This window comes from Mitsuaria sp. TWR114 (assembly GCF_007997345.1).
In genome coordinates this window covers 1-7,593 of sequence record NZ_VOSR01000446.1, presented here as the reverse complement: position 1 = coordinate 7,593, position 7,593 = coordinate 1, and the positions used below count along the sequence as shown (strand labels likewise).

Genomic DNA, 7,593 nt, shown 5'->3' with positions numbered 1-7,593 from the left:
CTCGCCGAGCTGCGCCATCGCGATGCCGCGCAGTGCGAGCGCGGACGGGTCCTCGCGCAAGGCCACCCGCTGCAGCGCGCCGAGCGCATCCCCGGCGGCGAGACAGCGCGCGGCTGCGTTGATCAGGGCGTCCATGGGCGCGGAGCTTAAGCGCGCCGGCGCATACACTCCGGCCCCATGGAACTCAAGATCGTCGTCTACTCCAAGTCCGCCTGCCCGCAATGCGACACGGCGAAGATGCTGCTCAAGTCGCGCGGGATGGCATTCCAGGAAATCCTGATCGACGACGAGGCCGAGCGCATGGCCTTCTACGAGAAGTGCGGCCCGTCGGTGCGGCAGATGCCGCAGGTCTTCATCAACGACCAGCGCGTCGGCGGTGTCACCGGCCTGCAGGCGGCGCTGAAGCAGCTCGGCCGCTGAGCGCGTCGCGCCAGCGCTGAAACACGACGACGGGCCAGAGGCCCGTCGTCATCGGGGTTCCCGCCCCGCGGTCACTTCGCCGGCGCGATGCCGAGCAGGCCGTCGCGCGTGCTGCCGCGCACCTTCGGGCCGATCCAGACCTTCATCATCATCGGGAAGAAGCTCTCGCCCTGGATGGTGTCGCCGACCTTCTGGCCGTTGACGTTGAACTCGGTGGTCTGCTTCGCCGGGTCGTAGTCGATCGTGACCAGATCGCCCTTGAGCAGCTTGGCGCGATTGCCGAAGACCACGCCCAGCTGCGAGGTCTGGATGATGTTCTTCGCGAACTCGTCCGCCGCGTTCTGGCGGATGCGGTCGAGCATCGCGTTGGCCAGGTCGCGCGAGGACACGTCCCGCATCATGTAGAAGGTGATGCGCTTGGCCCCCTTCTCGGCCACCGCCGCTTCCATCGTGGTCTGCTTGCGCGGCAGGTAGAAGGCCACCGCCGTCGACCGCGTCGACAGGATGCTCGACGTGGCCGCGCCGTTGAGCTGCAGCACCTGGTTGTGCAGCGTGGCCGTGTCCTGGAACTTGTAGCCCTCCACCTCGACCTCCGCGGCGGCGGCCCAGGTCGATGCCGCGATCAGGCCGATGAACAGGGCGTTCCGGGCGGAACGGGCAAGAGCGGTACGAAGCATGGGAAGTCTCCTCCAGGCGTGGCGCGTCGTGTTGTCAGGGGAATCCGCGAGCCGGCCGGACGCGGTGGCGAAAGGGGCCCGCACTCGGGGCGTCGCGAGTTTGAGCCGATGGTGACGGCGATCGCGGGCGCTGTGCGGACCGGATTAAAGCGCGCGGCGGTGTGGCGCGTCAGCCCCGGAAACTGGGGCCGTGCCTCTAATCCGATGGTCCACGTGACGTTTGGCACGCGAGCCGCCGGCATCCGCTGGCACGATGCGCGCCGCTTCATCGACGCCGCCACGCGCGGGCACGGCACCAGTCGCAGTCCGCCTGCAGACCGGTGGTTCGACACGATGCAGGCGCCCGAACACCGCAGACCTTATTCCAAGCACCCCGGAGGGATCCCCGTGTCCATCGACCGTCTTTGCCTGATGCCGCGCGCGCTCGTCGCCGTGGCCGTCGCCTCGCTCGCCGCCGCGGGCACCGCCCACGCCACCGAGAACAGCCAGGTGCGTGCCCTGCTGGGCGCGCCGTCGTACGAGATCTCGACGCCGCAGTTCCCCGGTCTCTATGCGCAGTTCTGGTACCAGCACTACGAGGCCGACAAGCTGCGCGACGCCGATGGCAAGACGCCGACCCAGGCGCTGACGATCCCGGGTGTCGGCACGCTGCCGCTGACGGTGAACGGCTCGATCAAGGCCGACGTCTTCGTGCCGCGACTGACCTGGGTCACCGAGAAGATCGTGATGGACGGCCGCCTGGGCTTCTCCGCCGCCTTCCCGCTGGTCCGCCAGACCAATGACTTCACGCTGACCACGGTGCTGCCGGCCGGCGTGCCGGCCAATGTCGCCGCGGCCGTCAACCAGCAGCTGGCCGCCGCGGGCGGCGCGCTGTCGGGCAAGCGCAGCGGCATGGCTGATCCGGAGCTGGCGGCCTACCTCGACTGGCAGCAGGACGAATCGCGCGTGGCGCTGGGCATCGCGTTCAACCCGCCGATGGGCTCTTACGACGCGGACCGTCCGGTCAATCCGGGCGCCGGCAAGTACTGGACCTTCAAGCCCCTGCTGGTGGCCTCGCGCGTGTGGGAGAACGGCTTCGCCGTCGGCCTGCGCGCGACCTACTCCTTCAACACCCGCAACGACGACACCGGCGTGCGCTCCGGCCAGTACCTGCATGCGGACTGGTCCGGCACCTACCAGCTGAACGACCAGTGGAAGTTCGGCGTGCAGGGCTACGTGCTCAAGCAGTTCACCGCCGACCGCGGCGGCGACGCCGGCGCCAACAAGGTCCAGGCGCTGTCCGCCGGCCCGCTGATCGCCTACCTGGCGGAAAGCGGCGACTGGGGCGTCGACTTCAAGGTGATGAAGGAGTTCTCGGTGCGCAATCGCCCCGAGGGCACGGTCACCTGGCTGCGACTGAACTACCGGCTGAACTGAGCGCCGATCCGGGCCCTGCGCCGCGCGGGGCTCAGAAGTCGTAGACGTGCTCGACCGTGTCGCCGGCCCTGGCGGCGCGGCGCAGTTCATCGGCGAGTCCTGCGACCGGCACCGCGATCACGGCGCGTTTGAGGCCGGGCCGGGTGAGGATCGGTTGCTCGAACAGCAGGCGGCTGCCAACGGGACGCCATGCCTGCGACACCAGTTCGCTGACGACGATCTCGCCGTCGTTGCCGGCGATGCTCAGAAAATCCACATCGCGCGCGGCGAGCCAGCGGCTGTAGGCAGTGAATCCCTCATAACGAGGGATGGTGGCGAGGACCGGCGCGCTCGCCGATGCGGTGTGCGCCGCAGCCGGATGCAGGACCGAGAAGTCTGGATGCGCGGCCACGTCGGCCGCATCCTTCGGTGCTCGGCTCAACCAGACGGCGGTGACCGGTTTGGGCGCCTCGTAGAGGGACTGGGTCCCCATCTTGATCAGGCGCGCGTAGCCTTCCTTGATCAGCAGCTCCGTGGTCAGAAGGTAGCGCCGTTCCCATTTGCGAGCGAGGTTCGGGCCTGACATCGGCACGTCGTGCCACAGCGCGCGTAGCTGCGAGGCGAAGTCGAACTTGTACCAGGGCTCGACACGAATGAAGTCCACATAGGCCTGCGCGTAACGTGCCGCGAAGTCTTCCTCCGCCACGCGACCGTCGCCCCGCAGCCCCTCGGCCAGACGGCCGATCGTGCGCTCGTAGGCGCCCTTGAGCGCGTACTCGATCGACGTGCTGACTCCGATGACCATCACCATCAGGTGATAGCCGCCATTGAACGGGTAGCGCTCGATCTCCGAGTTGATCGCCGCATAGGACTGCCAGAACTGGCCCACGTGCGCGTACAGCGGGAAGCGACTCGGCGCGCTGTTGGCGCCCAGCCAGGCAGCGTACTCGGCCGGGCTGTGCACCAGGAACCATTCGGGGAAGGTCAGGAAGGTCTGATCCGGCGTCCGGCGGTGCTCGATGGGTGTCTCGGGGACGGCCGCCACGCTCGCGGCCAGCGCCAGTGCGGCCGCGCACAGCAGTGTTCGGCCGGCCCGCCGCAAGGCGGTGAATCGGGCGGGATTCATGCGGAGGCTCCTGCGGGCTTGAGGAAGCAGAACAGCGTGTTGAGCGTCGGGTCGTTGGCCTGCAGCACGCGATGGCCGCTGTCTTCGAAGCCCGCTTCGCGCAGGCGGTCGACCCAGTCTTGCGCCGAGGCGAAGTGGCGCCGTTCCGCCACGTTGCTTTCCCATGTCTCGCCCAGGCCGGCGTTGAACACGGTATGCGCGAGCGACACTAGCGCGCCCAGACCGGGATCCCGCACATCATGGTCCCGCACGATGAAGGCGCCACCGGGCCTGAGCACGCGGTGAACCGATCGCAGGAAGGGCATCAGCGTGTCGGGCGTCATGTGATGCAGGCCGATGAAGCAGGTCACCAGGCCGATGCTGCCCGAGGCGATCTCGGCGGACAGCGGTGCGTAGTCGTCCAGGGCGAAGTGGCGTCCCGGACGAGCGAAGCGGCCGCGCTCGACGATGTCGACCGGCGATCGGCTCTGCGGCTTCTCTTCGACGAACACCAACTCGCCGCGCAACCGCAGTGCCTTGGCCAGGCCACCGTGATAGCGGCCCTTGGAGCCGATCTCCAGGTAGCCGTCGAACTCGCGGTCGGCCAGCACTTCCAGGGTCTGACTCGTCATCTCCGCCTTCTGCTTGAACAGCGCCGGCAGCGCGTAGCGCAGCTCGGCCGCCGCCGGCTTGATCGATGGCAGGCGGCGCTGGATGTCGCGGTAGATGCTCTCCTCGTCGCGGTGACGCGCGGTGGCCTCCGCGATCAGGTGATGGAAGCGATCCTCCGGCGCCGTGTGGAAGACGTTCTGCAGGAACAGATAGAAGGCGTCGGACAACCGTGTGTCGCCGAAGACGCGATGGAACTCGGTGGTGCCGCCATCGCCGGCGCGCTCCGGTGCACAGCCGGAGCGCGGGCAGTACTTGTCCCACAGCGCATTGGTGAAGCGCCCGTGCGGGTCCAGCTGCTGCTTGAGCGCGAACAGCGCCTGCGCGCCCGGATAGGCCCGGTGGAACTGCTCGTGCGTCGCATGGGGCTGGTAGGGCAGGTAATAGGCACCGCCCACCGACAGCACCGCGTCGATCAGCTCGCGCGTCCACACCGCGACACGGCGGCGGGCGTTCTCGCGCGTGCGCTGCTTGTGATACAGGACGAAGGCGAAGGTCTCGGCCGGTGCCCACGCGAGCATCGTGTCCGGGTCCGGCATCGCATGCCGGATCGAGATGTTGAGTGCGTTGACGCGATGCCGGCGCAGGATCTCCGCCATCTTCGGCACGAAGTCCATCAGCCGCTGCACGGGCACGAAGTACTCCTGCAGCACGTAGGTGCGATGCATCCGCGACGGCGGCTCCAGTTCGGCCACGTCGTAGCCGGCCTCGTAGTTGCGCCAGTGAACCTTGCCGCGCAGGTACAGCAACGGATCAATCAGCTTCTCCCGGCGCTCCTTGCCGAGCGGGGTCTCGGACATCGACCAGAGGAAATAGCGATGGAGCGGGTATGAGCCTCGCGGCGTCTGCAGCCGCTCGCGCACGGTGGCGGGCTTGTCGGTCTCGCTCCAGGTGACGGCGCGCAGCGTGGTGTAGTGCGGGCCGTACAGATCAGCGTTGTGGAAGACCGCTGCCGGGTTGTCGCGCACCTGGTCCTTGAAGAAGGACCAGTATTCCGACAGCGGCATGACCGCGTCGCGGCGCTCGACGCGCAGGTTCTGGTCGAGGTCCAGCTCGACCTCGACGATCACGCCCAGCGCGCCGTAGCCGCCAATGGCGCCGCGGAAGATTTCCGCGTTCGACTCGCGGGTGGCCTCGATGTCGCTGCCGTCGTGCAGGACGACGCGGATCGCGCGCACCGACAGCACCAGCGGACCGAGCCCGACGTAGCGCCCATGGCAATTGACGCTGAGCGCTCCGCCGACCGTGAAGTTGGCGTAGGTCTGCATGATCTTCACCGACAACCCGTGCGGGTCGATGAAGCGCTGGATGTCGCACCAGCGCGCGCCGGCCTGGACGCGCAGGGTGCGAGCCGTCGGCGAGAACGCGACCACGCGGTTCAGCGTCCGCATGTCGATGTGCAGGCTGCCGGGGCTGGCCGTCTGCCCGCCCATGCTGAAGCGGCCGCCGCCGATCGAGGCCGGGCCGCTGGTGCGGCGCAGCGCTTCCTGGACCTCCTCGACCGACTCCGGCGCGACGATGGCCATGACGCGCACTGGGTTCAGGCCGGTGACGTCGTTGACGATGTGATGGGAGCTGGCGGTCATGGCTGGCGAGGGGAGACGGTCAGATAGTCATCAGGCGCGGTTGCTTGGAAGCGCGCGGCGGCGGGGGACGATCCGCGCAGGCCGCATTCGACGCACAAGGCCAGCGGCCCGAGCACCGGCACCGCGGCGGCGAGCAGCCACCAGGCGGAGCGCCCGCGATCATGAAGGCGCCGTCCCCAGATCGAGACCATCAAAAGCGTGGCGATGAGCGCCGCCGGCCAGCCGAGTGCCGTGTCAGTGACCGTGATCGCGACCCACAGTGCCAGTGGCACGAGCGAGCACTGGCGCAGCCAGAATCCCCCGCGCGTCAGCGTGCCGGCGGTCGAGAACTCCCGGATCGCCGCATTGTTCTTGGACATGGCCCATTCCTCTTCCAGGCGCGCATCATGCCGCACGGCATGCGTGTGGTGATGCGCCGCCGCGTCACCGGACCCGCCTGTCCAAGGGGGCGCTCAACGCTCGTAGAGCTCGAGCGGCAACCCGTCCGGGTCGGCGAAGAAGGTGAAGCGCTTGCCGGTGAGCTCGTCGACGCGCACCGCCTCGACGCTCACGCCGCGCGCCTCGAGCTCGGCCTTGCCGCGCTCGACGTCGTCCACCTCGAAGGCCAGATGGCGCAGGCCCTGCGCCTCCGGATAGGACGGCCGCGGCGGCGCGCCGGGAAAGCTGAACAGCTCGATCTGCGAGCCGTCCGGCAGCGCCAGGTCCAGCTTGTGGGAGCGCCGCGCCTCGCGGTAGGTCTCCGCGATCACGCGCAGGCCCAGGACCTCGGTGTAGAAGCGGCGCGAGCGCTCGTAGTCGGCGCAGATGATCGCGGCATGGTGGATGCGCAGCAGCATGGGTCGGCTCATCGCGGATCGGCGCTCGCGACCCTGTCGCGGGAACCGGCGACGAAGCGGTAGTCCACCGCCGGCGTCGCGGGGGCGTCGCCGGCCTCCAGCGCGTAGGCGTGCAGGTGCACGGATTCTCCACTGGCATCGAACTGGCAGTGGCCCGCGAAGCGCGCGCCCTTGGCAACCCGGCGCTCGACGTCGTCCGCGTCGTCATGCACCTCGGCATTGATCCACACGTAGTCCAGCCCGTTCGGGCCGCGCTCGATCGAGGTCGAACGCACCGGCTGCCCATGCAGCATCGGCCGCAGCAGCGCGATGCAGCGATCGTGCTGGGTGGCTTCATGGGCGCTCATCGCCGGCTTGCCCGGGACGCGGTCAGCGCCGCAGGCGCTCAGCAGGGCGCCCAGGACTGCCACCGCGATCGCGGCGCGGACCGCGGTCGCAGGGCGCTGGATCGAGGAAAGGTCAGTCACGGCAACTCCTGGTTCGCCTCGCAGGGCGAAGTCGACAGCCTAGCCCTGTCACGTCAAGCGCGTGTGAATGGGGTTTATGCGCGCGATGCGCACCGCCCCGGATCTCGGGGACGACGGAACTCACCCCCGACAGCGCCGGTCCCATCGGCGATGTGCGACGGGTCCTGTGTCCACATGCGTCAGTTCTGACATCGCGATTTACCGCCGCGTAAATCCGCGCGCCGGTCGCTGATGCATGATGCGCGGCACCGTTGACGCCACCGGCCCGCGCCCCTCGCGCCGGCGGCCGTCCCCGTTCCGTCCCGTCTGTCCGCTTGCCGATGACCCGACTCCCGTCTCCGGGGCCACGATCCGCCCGCCCGTCTGCCTCACGCCGTCCTTCATCCCGCTCTCCGTCCCTGGCGCCGATCGCCGTGCTGGCCGCCGCGCTGATGCTGG

The 7,593-nt window shown here is 68.9% G+C and carries 8 protein-coding genes and 1 pseudogene; 2 read left to right on the top strand and 7 right to left on the bottom strand.

What is annotated here, in order from left to right:
- Positions 1-135: pseudogene (locus FUT87_RS30795) on the bottom strand (helix-turn-helix domain-containing protein); the annotation flags it as partial.
- A 42-nt stretch (positions 136-177) separates the two neighbouring features.
- On the opposite strand from FUT87_RS30795, the gene FUT87_RS16160 reads away from it, so the two are divergent.
- The gene (locus FUT87_RS16160; RefSeq protein ID WP_091727472.1) at positions 178-420 is read left to right on the top strand and encodes a glutaredoxin domain-containing protein; all 243 of its coding nucleotides are present in this window, start codon (positions 178-180) and stop codon (positions 418-420) included.
- Between the two features lie 71 nt (positions 421-491).
- Here the strand turns inward: FUT87_RS16160 and FUT87_RS16155 are convergent, their stop codons facing one another.
- A complete protein-coding gene (locus tag FUT87_RS16155; RefSeq protein WP_147241678.1) occupies positions 492-1,097 on the bottom strand; it encodes a chalcone isomerase family protein in 606 nt (201 codons plus the stop codon).
- A 387-nt stretch (positions 1,098-1,484) separates the two neighbouring features.
- Here FUT87_RS16155 and FUT87_RS16150 point away from each other — a divergent pair, with 387 nt between their 5' ends.
- A complete protein-coding gene (locus tag FUT87_RS16150; RefSeq protein WP_147241677.1) occupies positions 1,485-2,513 on the top strand; it encodes a transporter in 1,029 nt (342 codons plus the stop codon).
- A gap of 31 nt (positions 2,514-2,544) precedes the next feature.
- Here FUT87_RS16150 and FUT87_RS16145 read toward each other — a convergent pair whose 3' ends face one another.
- From FUT87_RS16145 to FUT87_RS16125, 5 genes are all read right to left on the bottom strand, one after another.
- Positions 2,545-3,618, bottom strand: a complete 1,074-nt coding sequence (locus FUT87_RS16145) for a hypothetical protein (RefSeq protein ID WP_147241676.1) — start codon at positions 3,616-3,618, stop codon at positions 2,545-2,547.
- Positions 3,615-5,852 (bottom strand): FAD-binding protein, encoded by a 2,238-nt coding sequence (locus FUT87_RS16140; RefSeq protein WP_147241675.1) that lies wholly within the window; start codon positions 5,850-5,852, stop codon positions 3,615-3,617. The genes FUT87_RS16145 and FUT87_RS16140 overlap by 4 nt, the downstream gene beginning before the upstream one ends.
- Positions 5,849-6,211, bottom strand: a complete 363-nt coding sequence (locus FUT87_RS16135; RefSeq protein ID WP_147241674.1) for a DUF805 domain-containing protein — start codon at positions 6,209-6,211, stop codon at positions 5,849-5,851. Before FUT87_RS16135 ends, FUT87_RS16140 begins: the two co-directional genes overlap by 4 nt.
- Before the next feature lie 93 nt (positions 6,212-6,304).
- A complete protein-coding gene (locus FUT87_RS16130) occupies positions 6,305-6,688 on the bottom strand; it encodes a VOC family protein (RefSeq protein ID WP_091727460.1) in 384 nt (127 codons plus the stop codon).
- A gap of 8 nt (positions 6,689-6,696) precedes the next feature.
- Complete coding sequence (locus FUT87_RS16125; protein ID WP_147241673.1) at positions 6,697-7,155, bottom strand: hypothetical protein; 459 nt, start codon at positions 7,153-7,155, stop codon at positions 6,697-6,699.
- Positions 7,156-7,593: the final 438 nt, after the last annotated feature.

Excerpts from the sequence above, each read along its gene's own strand:
- FUT87_RS16160 (WP_091727472.1), top strand. The coding sequence starts at position 178 with ATGGAACTCAAGATCGTCGTCTACTCCAAGTCCGCCTGCCCGCAATGC.
- FUT87_RS16155 (WP_147241678.1), bottom strand. The coding sequence starts at position 1,097 with ATGCTTCGTACCGCTCTTGCCCGTTCCGCCCGGAACGCCCTGTTCATC.
- FUT87_RS16145 (WP_147241676.1), bottom strand. The coding sequence starts at position 3,618 with ATGAATCCCGCCCGATTCACCGCCTTGCGGCGGGCCGGCCGAACACTG.
- FUT87_RS16140 (WP_147241675.1), bottom strand. The coding sequence starts at position 5,852 with ATGACCGCCAGCTCCCATCACATCGTCAACGACGTCACCGGCCTGAAC.
- FUT87_RS16135 (WP_147241674.1), bottom strand. The coding sequence starts at position 6,211 with ATGTCCAAGAACAATGCGGCGATCCGGGAGTTCTCGACCGCCGGCACG.
- FUT87_RS16130 (WP_091727460.1), bottom strand. The coding sequence starts at position 6,688 with ATGCTGCTGCGCATCCACCATGCCGCGATCATCTGCGCCGACTACGAG.